Below are 15,492 nucleotides of genomic sequence, written 5' to 3' on the forward strand. Positions count from 1 at the left end.
AGTTCACCGTTCGACTTGCATGTGTTAAGCACGCCGCCAGCGTTCGTCCTGAGCCAGGATCAAACTCTCCGTAGATGAATTCGATACCAGGCGAAAGGACCGAGAGTTGGCACTCTCCATGTCCATCCACCCAAAGAAACCCACAAAGGGGTTGTTACTTGGCACTGACTTTCGGCACGCTGTTGAGTTCTCAAGGAGCGGACGCGCTCCAACTCCAGCCTTTTCGGCCTTCGTTCGAGGCGGTGTCCCCACTTTACACCGTGCTCCGCATCAGTTCAAACCGCGGGGGTCCGTCTGGCGGTTGACCAGGCTGGCGGCCCGGTCCGTTCTCGCTCGGTGCAGAGAGCACAGTACACGACCTCCAGGGCCCTCTGCAGGGGGTCCCGGAGGGGGGTACGTCCTGCCTCGATCGCCCTGTCCACCAGGGCTTTCGGCCTCCGGGCGGGCGGCTCGGGAGCCGTCGTCCGTGGGCACCGGGTGGAACGGCAGCCACGGGGCTGCTCGTCCCGACGCGTCCGAGCGCTGCGTCACAGGGCGGTCAGAGGACGCCGCGGGGGCGGAACTGCACGCTGACCCGGGGGCCGACGGGCTTGGCCGTCTTGGGGATGCAGTGCTCCCACGTCCGCTGGCAGGAGCCGCCCATGACGACGAGGTCGCCGTGCCCCAGCGGAAAGCGCAGGCTCTCGCCTCCTCCCACGGGTCGGAGCAGCAGCGGCCGCGGGGACCCGAAGGAGACGATCGCCACCATCGTGTCCGCGCTACGGCCCCGGCCGATGCGGTCGCCGTGCCATGCCACGCTGTCCCGGCCGTCCCGGTACAGGCACATGCCCGCCGTGACGAAGGGCTCGCCGAGCTCGTCGGCGTAGTGCGCGTTCAGGGCGGTCAGGGCGGCGGTGAGCAGCGGGTGCGGCAACACCTCACCGCTGCCGTACCACCGGAGCAGCCGGGGGACGGCGACCTCGCGCTCGTACATCTGCCGACGGTCGGCACGCCAGCCGATGTCCCCGAGCAGGACCTCCAGGACCCCGTCGGAGCCGGACACCCACCCGGGCAGGTGGTCGACCCACGCGCCGCGGCTCAGCGGGTGCCGAGTGACGGCGAGCGGCCCGATCGTCGGCTCCTCGGCGAGATCCCACATCGACGGCTGGTGCGCGAGCGACATGGGCGCAGGCTACGCCGAGTCGAACGTGTGTACGAGTCCTATGCGGTGAGCGCGAGGGCGAACGGGAGGACCCGCGAGGCGCCCGCCAGTCGCAGCTCCCGGCCGGCGACGGTCATGGTCCAGCGCGAGTCCGCCAGGTCGTCGACGAGCAGGACCGGGACGGGGCCCATGGCCGCGAGCTGCTCGCGCAGCTGCGGCCCGACGACGATCCGCTGCCACACCCCCGCCAGCCGGAACGCGCTGTTCCCCCCGGGCTGGCCGGTGGGACCGCCGTGCGCGAGGGAGAGCTCACCGAGGTAGGGCAGCCGCCCGAGGCCGGCCAGCCCCTGCGCCAGGCCGGTCACCAACCGGGGGCGCCGCCGCGACGGCACCGCGACGACCGCGGCCGGGCGCTCGGCCCAGTCCCAGGCGCCGAGCACGCGGGCGCAGGCGCGGATGAGCTCGTCGTCCGGCGGGGTGTCGGAGACCGCTCGGCGCACGGGGACGTCGAAGGCGGCGTCCGGGTCCTCCTCGATGCCGGGCGCCTCGAGGTCGACGACGCCACCCACGCCGTCGTCCCCCAGGAGGGAACGCAACCGCTGCCCCCAGCCCAGGTCGGTGAGCCGGGCGACGGCCCGGCCGGTGTCCATGTGCTCGCCGGCCGGGATCTTGCCCTTCACGCCCACGCCGAGCCGGTCGGCGCCGGTGGGCCACATGGCACGGGGCGCGAGTTCCACGCCGGGCCGGTCCAGCGCAGCCGAGGCGGCCTGGGCCGCGGCCTCGGGGACGTCGGTCGCGTACCAGGTGCCGGCGCAGACGTCGCAGCGGCCGCAGGGCGCGGCGGTCGGGTCGTCCAGCGCCTCCTGGAGGAAGGCCATCCGGCACTGCGCCTCGTCGACGGGCCGGGCGTAGGCGATCATCGCCCGCTGCTCCGCCTCACGGGTGCGGGTCACCCGGGCGTAGCGGTCGGCGTCGTAGACCCACGGCTGCCCGGTGGCCCGCCAGCCGCCCTGCACCCGCTCGACCGCCCCGTCGACGGCGAGCACCTTGAGCAGCAGCTCCAGCCGCGACCGGCGGACGTCGGCCACCGTCTCCAGCCGCGCCACCGACCAGGCCTTCCCGTCGGCCATGGCGGAGAGCACCGCCGCGGCGTGGTCCTCCCGCGGCATTGAGGAGGTGGCGAACCACTGCCAGATGGCGAGGTCCTCCGGGCCGGGGAGCAGCAGGACGTCAGCGTGCTCGACGGCACGGCCCGCGCGGCCGACCTGCTGGTAGTAGCTGACCGGCGACGACGGCGCGCCCAGGTGGACGACGAACCCGAGGTCGGGCTTGTCGAAGCCCATGCCCAGCGCCGACGTCGCGACCAGGGCCTTCACCCGGTTCTCCCGCAGCGCCTCCTCGGCATCGCGCCGGTCGGCGTCGTCCAGCCGTCCGGTGTAGGCGCGCACCTCGTGGCCGGCGTCGCGGAGCAGGGTGGCGGTCTCCTCCGCGGCCGCGACGGTGAGCGTGTAGACGATGCCGCTGCCCGGCAGGTCGCCGAGGTGGGCGGCCAGCCAGGCCAGCCGCGCGCGGTCGGTGGGCAGCCGGAGCACCCCCAGGCGCAGCGAGTCCCGCGCCAGCGGTCCCCGGACCGTCGTCACCGACACCCCGCCGGCGCCCAGCTGCTCGGCGACGTCGGCCACCACCCGCTCGTTGGCGGTGGCCGTGGTGGCCAGCACCGGCGTGCCCTCGGGCAGCGTGCTCAGCAGGTCGCGGATGCGGCGGTAGTCGGGCCGGAAGTCGTGCCCCCAGTCGGAGACGCAGTGCGCCTCGTCGACGACCAACAGCCCGCACCGGCGGACCAGGTCGGGCAGCTGCTCCTCGCGGAAGCGCGGGTTGGTCAGCCGCTCCGGCGAGACGAGCAGCACGTCGACGTCGTCGGCGGCCAGGCGCGCGGCGACGTCGTCCCACTCCGTGGCGTTGGCACTGGAGATCTCCACCGCGCGGATGCCGGCCCGCGACGCCGCGGTCACCTGGTCGCGCATCAGCGCGAGCAGGGGGCTGACCAGGAGCGTGGGACCGGCGCCGCGCCGGCGGAGCAGGGCGGTCGAGACGAAGTAGACCGCCGACTTCCCCCACCCGGTGCGCTGCACGACCAGGGCCCGCTCGGCCCGCTCGACCAGCGCGGCGACCGCGGCGTCCTGCCCCTCGCGGAACTCGGCGTCGGGCCGGCCGGTCAGCTCGCGGAGGACCTCGAGGGCCTCGACGGCGAGGTCGGACGTCGGCGCGGCGGTGCTCATGGCAGCCGACAGTAGGCACCGAGGGCGACAGGACCGGCAGCCGCGCGGATCCTGGGGACGATGGAGGAGGATCCACAGGCGATGCGACCGCCGGACAACCACGTGCACACCCACTGGTCCTGGGACACCCCCGACTCGGCGACGATGGTGCGCGCCTGCGAGCGGGCGGTGGCCCGGGGCCTGCCGGCCATCGCCTTCACCGAGCACCTGGACTTCACCACCTGGTCGCCCGAGGACCGCGCCACCGCTGACGGCCTGGTCGACCGGCACGCCTCCCGCCACCTGCCGATCGACGTCGAGGGGTACTTCGCCGAGCTCGAGGAGTGCCGGGAGCGCTTCCCCGAGCTGCGCGTCTGGTCCGGGGTGGAGACCGGTGAGCCGCACCTGTTCGCCGCGAGCGTCGCCGACCACCTGCACGACGCGCCGGTCGACCGCGTGCTGGGGTCCCTGCACTCGCTGAGCCAGGACGGCCGGCTGTACGGCGTCGGCCGGCTGCTCTACCCCGACCCCGACACCACGATGCGCCGCTACCTGGCCGAGGTCGTCGACATGGTCGAGAACAGCGACGTCTTCCAGGTGCTCGCGCACGTCGACTTCCCGCGCCGGTACTGGCCGGGCGGCAGCGACCGCTACTCCGAGAAGGACTACGAGGAGGAGTACCGGGCCGTGTTCCGGGCGCTGGCGCACACCGGCCGGGCGCTGGAGGTCAACACCACCAGCCCGCTGGCCTCGGTCGACCAGGTGCGCTGGTTCCACGAGGAGGGCGGCGAGGCGGTCAGCTTCGGCAGCGACGCCCACCAGCCGGCCGTCGTCGGCCAGCACTTCGACCTGGCGGTGGACGTCGTCGAGTCCGCCGGCTTCCGCCCCGGGCGGGACCCCTTCGACTTCTGGCGCCGCTGAGCACCGTCGGCGCTCGACGATCGCGAAGAAGTACTTCACCGCTAAGAGAACTGCCGCTAGGGTCGACGGGGTGACCGCATCCCGCCGCGTCGTGATCGCCCTGGGCGGCAACGCGATGACCGGCCCGGACGGCTCGGCCACGCCGGGCGCCCAGCGAGCCGCGATCGCGGCGGCCTCGGTGCACGTCGCGGAGGTCGTGGCCACCGGCGTCGAGGTCGTGCTGACCCACGGCAACGGCCCGCAGGTGGGCAACCTGCTGGTCAAGAACGAGCTCGCGGCGCACGAGGTCCCCCCGGTGCCCCTGGACTGGTGCGTCGCCCAGACCCAGGCGACGATCGGTTTCACCCTGGCCGACGAGCTCGACGCCGCGCTGGCCGCACGCGGCCTCGCCCAGCGCACTGCCAGCCTGGTCACCCGCACGCTCGTCGACCCCGACGACCCGCACTTCCGCGAGCCCTCCAAGCCGGTCGGCCGGTTCCTCCCTCGCGAGAAGGCGGAGACCTTCATCGCCCACGGGCAGATCTGGGAGGACCGCGGCGAGCGCGGCTGGCGGCGGGTGGTCGCCTCCCCCGAGCCGCGCTCGGTCGTCGACGTCCCCGCCATCTCCGCCCTGGCCGCGGCCGGGTTCGTCGTCGCCTGCGCCGGCGGGGGCGGCATCCCGGTGGTCGACGATTCCGTCGACCCGGCCCACCCCGGCGGCGCCCTCCGCGGCGTCGAGGCCGTGATCGACAAGGACCTCACCGCCGCGCTGCTCGCCGCCGAGCTGGGCGCCGACACCCTGGTCATCGCCACCGACGTCCCGAACGTGATGGTGGACTTCGGCACCCCGCAGGCCCGCCCGCTGGGCCGGGTGACCGCCGCCGAGCTGCGCGAGCACGCCGCGGCCGGGCAGTTCGCCCGCGGCAGCATGGGCCCGAAGGTCGACGCCGCGCTGCGGTTCGTCGAGCGGACCGGCGGCCGCGCCGTCATCACCAGCCTCGAGCACATCTCCGACGCCGTCCGAGGGGACGACGCCGGCACCGTCCTGTCCGCCTGAGCACCGACAACCGAGAGGAACGCCGTGCCCGCACCGATCGAGGTCCGCAAGGTCCCGCTGCACAACGTCAGTGACGCCTCCGAGCTGGCCAAGCTCATCGACGAGGGCGTCTTCGAGGCCGACCGGGTGGTCGCCGTCATCGGGAAGACCGAGGGCAACGGCGGCGTCAACGACTACACGCGGATCATCGCCGACCGCGCCTTCCGCGAGGTGCTGCAGGAGAAGGGGACGCGCTCGGCCGAGGAGGTCAAGCAGATCCCGATCGTGTGGTCCGGCGGCACCGACGGCGTCATCAGCCCGCACGCAACGATCTTCGCGACCCTGCCGGAGGACGCCGTCGAGCAGACCGACGAGCCGCGGCTGACCGTCGGCTTCGCGATGAGCGAGCGGCTGCTGCCCGAGGACATCGGCCGCATCTCCATGGTGGAGAAGGTCGCCGAGGGTGTGCGCAAGGCGATGAAGGAGGCCGGCATCGAGGACCCGGCCGACGTCCACTACGTGCAGACCAAGACGCCGCTGCTGACGATCGAGACGATCCGCGACGCCCACGAGCGCGGGCAGACCACCTATTACGACGAGCCGCACGGGTCGATGGACCTGTCCAACGGCACCACCGCGCTCGGCATCGCCGTCGCCCTCGGCGAGATCGAGATGCCGACGCAGGAGCAGGTCATGCGCGACCTGTCGCTGTTCTCGTCGGTGGCGTCGTGCTCGTCCGGCGTGGAGCTGGACCAGGCGCAGATCGTCGTCGTCGGCAACGCCCGCGGGCACGGCGGTGACTACCGCATCGGGCACTCGGTCATGAAGGACGCCCTCGACCAGGACGGCATCTGGGAAGCGATCCGGAACGCCGGTCTCGAGCTGCCGGAGCGGCCGCACCACACCGACCTCGGCGACCGGCTGGTCAACGTCTTCCTCAAGTGCGAGGCCGACCCGACCGGCAAGGTGCGCGGCCGGCGCAACGCGATGCTCGACGACTCCGACGTGCACTGGCACCGGCAGATCAAGGCCACCGTCGGTGGCGTGACGGCGTCGGTCACCGGCGACCCGGCGGTGTTCGTCTCCGTCGCCGCGGTGCACCAGGGCCCGTCGGGGGGCGGCCCGGTGGCCGCCATCGTCCACGCCCGATGACAGCTCCGGGAGCACCGCGGGGAGCTCTGCGGAGCGATGGCGGCCACGCTGCAGGGTCCCGCCGCGAGCGTGCGAGCGGTGGGGGGCGGCGGGGTCCCGCCGCGGAGCGCGGACAGGCCATGAGCACGGCCTGACGGCAGCTCGCACGACTCCCTCGGGGAGGGGTGGTCCGGCTCGACGCCGGATCACCCCTCCCCGACGCGTACGGGGCGACACGCCCGGACGTCTTTTCCCTGCTCACGACCGTTTTCGTGATCGCGATACGGGTATGCGACGGTCGACCGTGGACCCGAGCAGAGTGGGTTGGCCAGTGAGCGAGGACGGAGCGCGGGACGAAGGACGCGGGGGCCTCGTCGACCTCGTCGGCGGCGCGCTGGAACAGTTCGCCGAGCTGACCCGCATGGAGCCGGTGGCGACCACCGGCGTCCGGCGCGACGGTGACGGCTGGTCAGTCCTCGTGGACGTCGTCGAACTGGAGCGCGTCCCGTCCACGACCAGCGTCATGGCCACGTACCAGGTGGACCTGGACGGCTCCGGGCGGCTGGTCGGCTACCAGCGGCTGCGGCGCTTCACGCGCGGGTCGGTGGACCCGTCATGAGCGTGGAGCCCGCGATGCGGCGCGGCATCGGCGGCGGCGCGCTCGGCCGGCAACCGGACTCCCTGGCCGACGTCCTCGAACGCGTCCTGGACAAGGGCATCGTCATCGCCGGGGACGTCGTGGTGAACATCCTCGACATCGAGCTGCTCACGCTGAAGCTGCGGCTGTTCATCTCGTCGGCCGACACCGCCCGCCAGATGGGCATGGACTGGTGGAGCCGCGACCCGTTCTTCTCCGGCCGGGCGGTGGAGGGCGCCGACGCGAGCGACACCACCGAGGTGGAGGCGCTGCGCGAGCGGGTGGCCGCGCTGGAGGCGCTGCTGCGCCGGCAGGGGATCGAGGCCCCGGCCGAGGGGTCGGCGCGCCCCGTCGAGGCCGCACGGGCCGCCGGCGGGACCGCGGCGCCGAGCGCCCCGGCCGAGGAACAGGAGCGACGGCCGTGACCGCGCCCGAGGCGGACCGGCTGGCGGCCCTCGCCCGCGAGCTGGCGCCGGACGTCCTCGCCCGGGCCGTGGAGAAGGCGCGGGAGCAGGCCGTCGCCCGCCTGGCCGACCTGCTCACCGACACGCTGGTCGCCCAGGCCCTGGCCGGCGCCGCCCTGCCCGGCCCGCCGCCCCCGCCTGCTCCGGCCCAGGAGCCCACGGCCCCCGAGCCGGCGGCCCAGGAGGAGGGGACGGCCCCCGAGCAGCCGGCCCAGGAGCACGCGGCTCGAGAACGGGCGACGGTCTTCTACGCGTACGCCCTCGCCCGCGCCGACCTGCCGCCGGTCGACCTCGTGCCGGTCACCGGGGGCCGCGTCGACCGCGTCACGGCCGGCGACCTCGCCCTGCTGGTCAGCCCCGTGCGGGCGGAGCAGCTGCGGGTCGACGAGGACGACCTGTCCGAGGAGGGGCGGCTGGCGGTCCTCGCCCGAGGGCACGACGCCGTCATCCGGGCCGCCGCCGCCGCGGGGCCGGTGCTGCCGCTGCGCTTCGGCACCGTCGTCCAGGACGAGGACGGCGCCCGCCGCCTGCTGGACGCCCACGGCGCCGCGGCGCGGCGGCTGCTGGCGCGCATCGCCGACGCGCGGGAGTGGGGCGTCCGGCTGCTGCGCACCCTCGAGCCCGAGCCGGCTCTCACCCGATCCCGGGGCGACGACGAGCGCGCCTCGGCCACCGGCACCGAGTACCTCGCCCGCCGTCGGGAGGCCCTCGCCCAGCGCGACGAGGCCGAGCGGGCCGCCGCGCAGGCCGCCGAGCGGCTCGACGAGGTGCTCGTCCCGCACGTGCGGGAGGCGATGCGGCGCGGCGGGTCCACCGGCTCGTCCCTGCTGCTCGACGCCGCCTACCTGGTCACCCCCGACCGCGAGGAGGCCTTCCGCGCCGCCGTCGCGGGGCTGGCCGAGGAGCTGCGGCCCGAGGGGCTGGACGTCGAGGTGACCGGTCCCTGGCCGCCGTACTCGTTCGCCGCGCTGGAGGAGTCCACGGGGGGTCGCGATGGTGCGTGAGCAGCGCGGGATCCTCGGCGGTGACAGCACCGGTACCAGCCTGGTGGAACTGCTCGACCGCGTCGTCCACCGTGGCGCCTACGTCAGCGGTGACGTGGTGATCTGCCTGGCCGGGATCGACCTGGTCCGGCTCGACCTGCGACTGCTGCTCACCGCAGTCCAGCCGGAACCGACTCCGGTGCGACCGCCGCCGCCCACTGCCCCGGAGGCGTGGTCGTGACCGCCGGGGACGCCGGGCGACGGCTCGCCGGCAGCGGGGAGGACGTCGGGCGCGGCCTGGGCCGCCTGGTCGTGACGCTCCTGGAGGTCGTCCGCCAGGTGGTCGAGCGGCAGGCGTTGCGCCGGGTCGAGGTGGGCGACCTCAGCGACGAGGAGATCGAGCGCCTCGGCCGCGCCCTGATGGACCTGGAACGCACCTTCGACGAACTCATCGACCACTTCGGGGTGGTGCCGAACGACCTGTACCTGCCGATCGACCTCAACGCCCTCGTGCGCTCCGACCGCGTCGCGACCGACGGCGTCCTGCCCCTGACCACTGCCCCGTCCAGGAGAGACCCATGACCGTGTCCAGCGTCAACCGCGCGCCCCGGCCCAGCAGCCTCGCGGACGTCCTCGACGTCGTCCTCGACAAGGGCATCGTCATCGACGCCTACGTCCGTGTCGCGCTGGTCGGCATCGAACTGCTGACCATCGACGCCCGCATCGTGATCGCCAGCGTGGACACCTACCTGCGCTTCGCCGAGGCGGTCAACCGCCTCGACCTGCAGCCGCAGGAGCAGGTGGCCGGCCTGCCCGGGCTGATGCGCGAGATCACCCAGGGTGGCTCCAAGGCCAAGACCCGTGGTGCGCTCACCGGTGCCAAGGAGTCCGCGCAGGAGTTCATCGGCTCCCTCACCGGCCGGGGGGACGAGGAGGAGCAGGGGGACGGCGGGAAGCGCGCCGAGCGGCGCTCTGCCCCCGCCGACCGGCAGGCTCCGCGGAGAGGGTGACCGATGGTCCTCGTCCACGGGGTCCTGCGGGACCGCGACACCGCTGTCCTCTCCTCCCTCCCGGAGGAGGGGCTGCGGCCGCGCGCGGTCTCGGACGGGAGCGTGGCCGCGGTCGTCACCGACGACGACGACCGGGAGCTCACCCCCGAGGACGCGGTGGCCCACCTCGACCTGCTGGTCGCCCTGGTCGCCGACGTCCCGGTGCTGCCGCTCGCGCTCGGCACGGCTGCCCCGGACGACGACGCGGTGCGCGCGGAGGTGCTCGAACCGGGGTCCGAGCAGTTCGCCGAGCAGCTGGCGGCGGTCGCCGACCTGGTCGAGCTGCGCCTGGACCTCGCCTTCGACACCGACGCGACGGTCACCCGGGTCGCCGAGTCCGATCCCGAACTGCTCCGGCTCGCCGAACGCAGCCGGGCGCCGGGCGCCGGGCTCGCCGAGCGCATGGCCCTCGGCGAGGCCGTCGCCGGGCGCGTCGCCGACCTGCAGGCCGAGCTGGCCGAGGCGTGGACGCAGGACCTGGAGGAGGTCGCGGAACGCAGCGCCGTCCTGCACACCGACGAGCAGATCCGGCGCAGCGCGTACCTGGTCCACCGGGACCGGCTCGCCGACGCCGACGCCGCCGTCGCCGAGCTGCGGACCGCGGCCGAGGGCCTGGCCGCGATCGAGTACGTCGGGCCGCTGCCCGTCTACAGCTTCCTCGACGAGATCTCCGCCGAAGCGGAGCCCGCGCCGACGTCGCGATGGGGGTGGTGACCGGCACGAGGCACGTGCAGCAGTGAGCGACGTCGGCGGGGGCGGCGACCACGGGAGCGAAGCGGGGGCAGGGATGCCCCTCGGCTCATGAGGAGGAGTGCAGCAATGACAGAGAGCACGACAACCCCGAACCCAGGCGCCCTCAAGCTCGGCGCCGTGGCCGTGGGGGCCTACATGCTGGGACGCATGAAGAAGGGCCGGGCCGCCGTGAGCCTCGCCATGTGGCTCGCCGGCTCACCGGGTCTCGACCCCAAGCGCCTGCTGCGGGAGGCGATCGTCTCCGCCGCCAGTTCACCGGAGGTCAAGAGTCTGCTGACCCAGGTGCGCGGGCCGATGCTGGAGGCGGGCAAGAAGGCAGCCGGGGCGACGATCGAGGGCCAGCTCGCCGCGCTGACCGCAGCCCTGGACCAGCGGACGAAGTCCCTGACCGCCGCGGCGGAGAAGACCACGGAGACGGCCGGCAAGGCCGCCGGCAAGGCCGGTGAGACCGCCGCGGGCGTCACCGACAAGGCCGGCGAGGCCGCCCAGTCCGCCGCCGATGGAGCCGGCGACGCCGGCCAGCGCGCCGCGGCGCTCACCGGTGGCCTCGGGCGGGTCACCAGTCTCGTCGGCAAGGGCAGGAAGCGTCGGGCCCGTCACGACGAGGCCGAGGACACCGGCACCGAGGAGCGGGCCGAGGACCAGGAGGCACCGGCCGCGCAGGACGAGGCGGAGGACACCGAGGAGGAGGCCCCGGCCGCGCAGGACGAGGCGGAGGACACCGAGGAGGAGACCCCGGCCGCGCAGGACGAGGCGGAGGACACCGAGGAGGAGACCCCAGCCGCGGAGGACGAGGCGGAGGACTCCGGCAGCGAGGAGCGAGCCGAGGACCAGGAGGCACCGGCCGCGCAGGACGAGGGCGAGCCCGCCGAGGACGAGTACGAGGACGAGGACGAATACGAGGACGAGGAGGAGGAAGAGGAGGACGAGGGCGCTCCGGCCGAGGCCGAGGCCGAAGAGGCAGAGGACGAGGCGGAGCCCGAGGAAGAGGAAGAGGAGGAGCCCGAGCAGCCAGCCGCCCGGAAGCGGGCCCCTGAACCGGCCAACAGGGCCGCCGGACCGGCCAAGCGCGCCGCGGCACCCACCAAGCGAGCCGCCGAGCCCGCCAAGCGTCAGCCGGCGAAGGCCGCCAGGCGGACCCCCGAGGGCCGCGCACCTCGCCGTCCCCGACCGGAAGGGAACCGGGCATGACCAGCAGTCAGCAGAGCAGCAGTGGTGGGCTGGCGGGCGTTGTGCGGAACAACCCCGTGGTGTCCCAACTCGGTGACGCCGCGAAGCAGTACGCCAAGGCCCGCGGGCAGGACGCCGTCCGGAAGGTCGGCGAGAAGCTGTCGGGCGTGACCGACTCCATGAACCAGTCGGCCGAGGACGGCGGCTTCAAGGCCACCGCCGCCTCCGCCGCGGTCAAGCGGGTGGTCCAGGGTGAGAGCCCGCTCAAGGCGGCCATAGGAGGGGTCGGCGCCGGCATCAAGGAGTCGGTCAAGGGCCTGTTCGGCCGCAAGAAGGGCGGCGGCGCCGGCGGCAACAAGAAGTTCATGAACATCATCGAGGACGTCACCGTCGGCGTCCCCGTCAACGTGGCGTACGACCAGTGGACCCAGTTCCAGGAGTTCGCCAGCTTCATGAAGGGCGTCGACTCCGTCGACCCGCAGGACGAGGTCCACAGCAACTGGCGGGTGAAGGTCGCGAAGTCCCGCCGGAACTGGAAGGCCACCATCACCGAGGCGATCCCCGACCGGAAGATCGCCTGGACCACCGAGGGTGGCAAGGGCACCACCAAGGGCGTCGTCACGTTCCACCCGCTCGCCGACGACCTGACCCAGATCCTGCTGGTCATGGAGTACTACCCGCAGGGCCTGTTCGAGAAGACGGGCAACATCTGGCGCGCCCAGGGTCGCCGGACCCGGCTCGACCTCAAGCACTTCCGCCGCTTCGTGACGATGCGCGGCGAGGCGACCGGCAGCTGGCGAGGCGAGATCCGGGACGCCGAGGTCGTCCGCGGCCCTGACGAGGAGGAGGAGCCCCAGGACCGGGCCGCCCTCGCCCGGGGAGGGGAAGAGGAAGAACAGGCCCCGGAGGAAGAGGGCGAGGAGGCCTACGGCGAGGAGGAGCCGGAGGAGGCCGAGGAGGGCGAGTACGCCGAGGGCGAGGCCGAGGAAGGCGAGTACGCCGAGGGCGAGGCCGAGGAAGGCGAGTACGCCGAGGGCGAGGCCGAGGAGGGCGAGTACGAGGGAGAGGAGGAAGAGGGGGAAGAGCCGGAGGAGGAGCAGGAACCGGAGCTCGAGGACGTCGGACCGCGCAGCCGGCGCGGCCGCCGTCGGGAGCCGGCCGGATCCCGCTGACCAGGCGACGAGAGGAGCCACAGTCGCATGTCGCAAACCGATCAGGACGCGGTCCCGGCCGAGCTGGTGGAGGCCGCCGAGGTGCTCTCCGTCCGGGAGCACGTCCTCGACATCCTCCTCGAGAAGATCGACGAGGACCGGTTCCCGTCGGCCTCGATGATGGACGACGTCGAGCAGCTGCTGCCCCCGTGGCGGCGGCGGGAGTACGCCGACATCCTGCTCGACAAGATCCGGGCGGACCGGTTCCCGAGCCGCTCGCTCATCCAGCGGGTGGTCCGCCTCTCCTGCTGAACGACGACCGGGGGCCCCTCCGCGCGAGTGGAGGGGCCCCCGGCGTCCCCGCGGGTCGGCGCCCTCCCGGGAGGCCCGCTCGTGGCTCGCCGAGGACGGCGGTCCCGCCTCGAACCGCGCCCTGGACGACGTCCGCGCAGACGGGGTCGAGCACCTCCCGCCGCACCCGCGCCCCGGCCCACCGCCGGTGCGGATCACCGCACCGGTCCGACCGAGACCAGCGCGAAGCCGCGGGTGACCAGGTCGAGGAACCGGGCGGGGGCGTCGTCCGGCTGCCAGGTGGTGAAGGCCGCGCCCAGCACCGCACCCGCCGCCTGCGCCAGCAGCGCGGCGGTGAACGGGTCGGCGGGCCGCTGGCGGTGCACCCAGCCGTCCAGGGCACCCTGGATGTGCCCGTACGCGGCGCGCTGGTAGGCGGCGAGCTCGGGGTCCTCGGCCAGCCGGCGGCGGACGGCGAGGGTGCCGGTGTGGGTGCTCAGGTACTCGCGGCACACCGCGCCCAGCGCCGTCCACGGGTCGGCCGCGCCGTCGGCGGCGGCGAGCAGACCGGCCAGCCGGTCGGCGTCCCCCGGATCGGGGTCGAAGAGCGCGGCCGCCTTGGTCGGGAAGTGGTTGAAGAAGGTCCGCCGCGAGACGCCCGCCGCCGCGGCGATGTCGTCGACCGTGACGGCGGCGAAGCCCCGTCGTCCCACCAGGTCGACCGCGGCGGCCTGCAGCGCCCGCCAGCTCTCCCGGCGCTGCGCCTCCCGGGCGCCGAGTGGCGGCACGCGGTGCACGCTAGCCCCTAGAGTTCGCTGCACTCAGTGCAGTGGACGAGGAGGAGCACGGGATGAGCAACCGCCGACTCGAGGGCAAGGTCGCCCTCATCACCGGCGCCGCGCGCGGCCAGGGCCGGGCGCACGCGGTCCGGCTGGCGAGCGAGGGCGCCGACGTCATCGCCCTGGACGTCAACGCCGACGCGAAGACGACGGCCTACCCCGGCCCGACGGCCGAGGACCTGGCCGAGACCGTGCGGCTGGTGGAGGCGCAGGACCGGCGGATCGTCGCCCGCGAGGCCGACGTCCGGGACTTCGACGCCGTGTCCGCGGTCGTCGCCGAGGGCGTGGCCGAGCTGGGCCGGCTGGACGTCGTCGTCGCCAACGCCGGCATCTGCTCGGCCAACCTCTCCTGGGACATCTCGGTCGAGCAGTGGCAGGAGACGATCGACACCAACCTGACCGGCGTCTTCTTCACCGCGAAGGCCACCGTGCCGGTCCTCATCGAGCAGGGCACCGGCGGCTCGATCGTCATCACCAGTTCGGTGGCCGGCCTGCGCGGACTGCCGTTCCTCGGCCACTACGCGGCCAGCAAGCACGGCGTCGTGGGGCTGGCCCGCACGATGGCCAACGAGCTGGGGCAGTACGGCATCCGGGTCAACACCGTCCACCCGCACGGCGTGGCCACCGGGATGACCGTGGACGACATGCAGCCGCTCATGGCGCAGTACGCGAGCACGCTCGGGCCGATCTTCATGCAGACGCTGCCCGACCAGGTGTCGCAGCCGGAGGACATCGCCGCCGCCGTCGCGTGGCTCGCCTCCGACGAGGCGCGGCACGTCACCGGCATCGCGTTGCCGGTCGACCTGGGCACGCTGGCCCGTTGAGGCAGGCCGCGGGCCCGGCGACGACCGGGCCCGTGGTCAGGGCAGGATCGCGTCCACGTAGCCGCCGTCGACCCGCAGCGCGCCGCCGGTGGTCGCCGAGGCGAGCGGCGAGGCCAGGTAGACGCACATGTTGGCGATCTCCTCCGGCTCGATCAGCCGCTGGAGCAGCGAGTTCGGCCGGTGCCGGCGCATGAACTCCCGCTGCGCCTCCTCCCAGGGCAGGTCGCCGACCAGGGAGTGCACGAACTCCTCGACGCCGCCGGTGTGCGTCGGGCCGGCGATCACCGAGTTGACCGTCACGCCCGAGCCGGCGGCTTCCTTGGCGAACCCGCGGGCCACGGCGAGCAGGGCGGTCTTGGTCACCCCGTAGTGCACCATCTCCGCCGGGATGACCACCGCCGAGTCGCTGGCGATGTACTGCACCCGGCCCCAGCCGCGGTCCCGCATCCCGGGCAGGTAGGCGCGGGTCAGCCGGACGGCGGTGAGCACGTTGGTCTCGAAGTAGCGGCGCCACTCGTCGTCCGGGATGTCCAGGACCGGCTGGGCGCCGAAGACGCCGAGGTTGTTGACGAGCACGTCCGCGTCCGGGACGGCGTCCAGCAGCGCGGCCGTGCCCTCGTCGGTGGTGACGTCGCCGGCGACGGTGGCCACCTCGGCGCCCTCGACGTCGGCGCGCAGCCGCTCGGCCGCGCCGGTGAGCTTCCCGGCGTCCCGCCCGGTGAGGACGACGGTGGCGCCGGCCCGCGCCAGACCGGTGGCGATGGCCAGGCCGATGCCCTGCGAGGAACCGGTGACGACGGCCCTGCGGCCGCCCAGGTCGATCTGCACGAGCTAGAGCAAGGCGCGGGGGACACGGGCTGTTCCG

The 15,492-nt window shown here is 74.0% G+C and carries 18 protein-coding genes and 1 rRNA gene; 14 read left to right on the forward strand and 5 right to left on the reverse strand.

The window, feature by feature from the left end; genetic code table 11:
- The 3 genes from ACI782_RS03485 to ACI782_RS03495 form a co-directional block, all read right to left on the reverse strand.
- Nucleotides 1-75 (reverse strand): 16S ribosomal RNA (locus ACI782_RS03485); the annotation flags it as partial.
- A 463-nt stretch (nucleotides 76-538) separates the two neighbouring features.
- Nucleotides 539-1,162: an alpha-ketoglutarate-dependent dioxygenase AlkB gene (locus ACI782_RS03490; RefSeq protein ID WP_456906127.1), complete on the reverse strand. Its 624-nt coding sequence runs from the start codon at nucleotides 1,160-1,162 to the stop codon at nucleotides 539-541.
- A 38-nt stretch (nucleotides 1,163-1,200) separates the two neighbouring features.
- Complete coding sequence (locus ACI782_RS03495) at nucleotides 1,201-3,420, reverse strand: DEAD/DEAH box helicase (RefSeq protein ID WP_456906129.1); 2,220 nt, start codon at nucleotides 3,418-3,420, stop codon at nucleotides 1,201-1,203.
- Between the two features lie 60 nt (nucleotides 3,421-3,480).
- On the opposite strand from ACI782_RS03495, the gene ACI782_RS03500 reads away from it, so the two are divergent.
- The 13 genes from ACI782_RS03500 to ACI782_RS03560 all read left to right on the forward strand — a co-directional run bounded on the left by ACI782_RS03500 (nucleotide 3,481) and on the right by ACI782_RS03560 (nucleotide 12,985).
- A complete protein-coding gene (locus ACI782_RS03500; protein ID WP_456906131.1) occupies nucleotides 3,481-4,320 on the forward strand; it encodes a PHP domain-containing protein in 840 nt (279 codons plus the stop codon).
- A 70-nt stretch (nucleotides 4,321-4,390) separates the two neighbouring features.
- Nucleotides 4,391-5,356: a carbamate kinase gene (locus ACI782_RS03505; RefSeq protein WP_456906133.1), complete on the forward strand. Its 966-nt coding sequence runs from the start codon at nucleotides 4,391-4,393 to the stop codon at nucleotides 5,354-5,356.
- A 24-nt stretch (nucleotides 5,357-5,380) separates the two neighbouring features.
- Entirely contained in the window at nucleotides 5,381-6,487 is a 1,107-nt protein-coding gene (gene bar, locus ACI782_RS03510; RefSeq protein ID WP_456906135.1) for a barbiturase, read from the forward strand.
- A 310-nt stretch (nucleotides 6,488-6,797) separates the two neighbouring features.
- Nucleotides 6,798-7,085, forward strand: coding sequence for a gas vesicle protein GvpO (locus ACI782_RS03515; protein ID WP_456906137.1), 288 nt, complete (start codon nucleotides 6,798-6,800; stop codon nucleotides 7,083-7,085).
- Nucleotides 7,082-7,528: a gas vesicle protein gene (locus ACI782_RS03520; RefSeq protein WP_456906139.1), complete on the forward strand. Its 447-nt coding sequence runs from the start codon at nucleotides 7,082-7,084 to the stop codon at nucleotides 7,526-7,528. Before ACI782_RS03515 ends, ACI782_RS03520 begins: the two co-directional genes overlap by 4 nt.
- On the forward strand, nucleotides 7,525-8,571 hold the full coding sequence (locus tag ACI782_RS03525) for a GvpL/GvpF family gas vesicle protein (protein ID WP_456906140.1): 1,047 nt from the start codon (nucleotides 7,525-7,527) through the stop codon (nucleotides 8,569-8,571). The genes ACI782_RS03520 and ACI782_RS03525 overlap by 4 nt, the downstream gene beginning before the upstream one ends.
- Entirely contained in the window at nucleotides 8,564-8,791 is a 228-nt protein-coding gene (gvpJ, locus tag ACI782_RS03530) for a gas vesicle protein GvpJ (RefSeq protein WP_456906142.1), read from the forward strand. The genes ACI782_RS03525 and gvpJ overlap by 8 nt, the downstream gene beginning before the upstream one ends.
- Entirely contained in the window at nucleotides 8,788-9,132 is a 345-nt protein-coding gene (locus tag ACI782_RS03535) for a gas vesicle protein K (RefSeq protein WP_456906144.1), read from the forward strand. The genes gvpJ and ACI782_RS03535 overlap by 4 nt, the downstream gene beginning before the upstream one ends.
- Nucleotides 9,129-9,560 carry a gas vesicle structural protein GvpA gene (locus tag ACI782_RS03540; protein WP_456906146.1) on the forward strand — a complete coding sequence of 144 codons (432 nt, stop codon included), beginning with the start codon at nucleotides 9,129-9,131 and terminating at the stop codon, nucleotides 9,558-9,560. The genes ACI782_RS03535 and ACI782_RS03540 overlap by 4 nt, the downstream gene beginning before the upstream one ends.
- 3 nt (nucleotides 9,561-9,563) lie before the next feature.
- Nucleotides 9,564-10,313: a GvpL/GvpF family gas vesicle protein gene (locus ACI782_RS03545; protein WP_456906148.1), complete on the forward strand. Its 750-nt coding sequence runs from the start codon at nucleotides 9,564-9,566 to the stop codon at nucleotides 10,311-10,313.
- A 105-nt stretch (nucleotides 10,314-10,418) separates the two neighbouring features.
- Nucleotides 10,419-11,543: a hypothetical protein gene (locus tag ACI782_RS03550; RefSeq protein ID WP_456906150.1), complete on the forward strand. Its 1,125-nt coding sequence runs from the start codon at nucleotides 10,419-10,421 to the stop codon at nucleotides 11,541-11,543.
- On the forward strand, nucleotides 11,540-12,694 hold the full coding sequence (locus tag ACI782_RS03555; protein WP_456906152.1) for an SRPBCC family protein: 1,155 nt from the start codon (nucleotides 11,540-11,542) through the stop codon (nucleotides 12,692-12,694). Before ACI782_RS03550 ends, ACI782_RS03555 begins: the two co-directional genes overlap by 4 nt.
- A 27-nt stretch (nucleotides 12,695-12,721) precedes the next feature.
- Nucleotides 12,722-12,985 carry a hypothetical protein gene (locus ACI782_RS03560; protein WP_456906154.1) on the forward strand — a complete coding sequence of 88 codons (264 nt, stop codon included), beginning with the start codon at nucleotides 12,722-12,724 and terminating at the stop codon, nucleotides 12,983-12,985.
- A 194-nt stretch (nucleotides 12,986-13,179) separates the two neighbouring features.
- Here the strand turns inward: ACI782_RS03560 and ACI782_RS03565 are convergent, their stop codons facing one another.
- Complete coding sequence (locus ACI782_RS03565) at nucleotides 13,180-13,752, reverse strand: TetR/AcrR family transcriptional regulator (RefSeq protein ID WP_456906156.1); 573 nt, start codon at nucleotides 13,750-13,752, stop codon at nucleotides 13,180-13,182.
- A gap of 62 nt (nucleotides 13,753-13,814) precedes the next feature.
- Between ACI782_RS03565 and ACI782_RS03570 the strand changes: the two genes are divergently transcribed.
- A complete protein-coding gene (locus ACI782_RS03570; RefSeq protein ID WP_456906158.1) occupies nucleotides 13,815-14,627 on the forward strand; it encodes a mycofactocin-coupled SDR family oxidoreductase in 813 nt (270 codons plus the stop codon).
- 36 nt (nucleotides 14,628-14,663) lie between these two features.
- On the opposite strand, the gene ACI782_RS03575 is transcribed toward ACI782_RS03570, so the two are convergent.
- Nucleotides 14,664-15,455, reverse strand: coding sequence for an SDR family NAD(P)-dependent oxidoreductase (locus ACI782_RS03575; RefSeq protein WP_456906160.1), 792 nt, complete (start codon nucleotides 15,453-15,455; stop codon nucleotides 14,664-14,666).
- Nucleotides 15,456-15,492: the final 37 nt, after the last annotated feature.

The organism is Geodermatophilus sp. SYSU D00703 (assembly GCF_054050155.1).